This is a genomic window from Agrobacterium tumefaciens str. B6 (assembly GCF_001541315.1).
In the GTDB taxonomy this organism is placed as follows: domain Bacteria; phylum Pseudomonadota; class Alphaproteobacteria; order Rhizobiales; family Rhizobiaceae; genus Agrobacterium; species Agrobacterium radiobacter.
Window position 1 is genome coordinate 1 of the sequence record NZ_LMVK01000041.1, and the last position, 834, is coordinate 834.

The following is an 834-nucleotide window of genomic DNA, read 5'->3' on the forward strand; positions in this document are numbered from 1 at the left end:
TGTTCTCAGGGCGGGGTGCAATTCCCCACCGGCGGTATCGGGATTTTTCCCGGAGCCCGCGAGCGCTTCCGGTCTCCAAAGCCGGAAGGTCAGCAGATCCGGTGAGAGGCCGGAGCCGACGGTATAGTCCGGATGGAAGAGGACAAGGCATAGGACGCTGGCGCGTGAGCTGGCTTCGCATTGCATTGTTCGCCCAAGGGATATTTGGCGCTTCTCGAAGCGCGAAAATGCCGCAAAACGGCATAACCCTTGAAAGGCTTGAAAGAAAATGACCATTGCTAGAATTGAAGACGCCATCGAAGCCATTTCCCGTGGCCAGATGGTGATTGTCGTTGACGACGAAGACCGCGAAAACGAAGGCGATGTCATCGCCGCCTCCGACAGCATTACCCCGCAGCAGATCGCCTTCATGATGAACCATGCGCGTGGGCTGATCTGCGTCGCCATGCCGGGCGAGCGACTGGATGCCCTCGACATTCCCTTGATGGTGTCGCGCAATACCGAATCCCTCAAGACAGCGTTCACCGTCTCGGTGGACTATATTCCGGGCACCACGACAGGCATTTCCGCCGCCGACCGGGCAAAGACCGTGCGCGCGCTGGTATCGGAGGATTCACGCCCCGAAGACTTCGCCCGCCCCGGCCATATCTTCCCGCTGCGCGCCAACCCGCAAGGCGTTCTCGGCCGCACCGGTCATACCGAAGCGGCCGTCGATCTTTGCCGTCTAGCCGGGAAATTCCCCTGCGGCACCATCTGCGAAGTCGCCAATGACGACGGCACCATGGCCCGCCTGCCCCAGCTCGAAGTCTTTGCCGAACGCCACGGCCTGCTCGT

General features: G+C 61.0%; 1 protein-coding gene and 1 riboswitch. The gene reads left to right on the forward strand.

What is annotated here, in order from left to right; translation table 11 throughout:
* A riboswitch (FMN riboswitch) is annotated at positions 1-148 on the forward strand. This riboswitch is flagged as partial in the annotation.
* 120 nt (positions 149-268) lie between these two features.
* Positions 269-834, forward strand: a 566-nt coding sequence (gene ribB / locus ASB65_RS21050; protein WP_060725272.1) for a 3,4-dihydroxy-2-butanone-4-phosphate synthase, incomplete at its 3' end; no start/stop codon positions are given.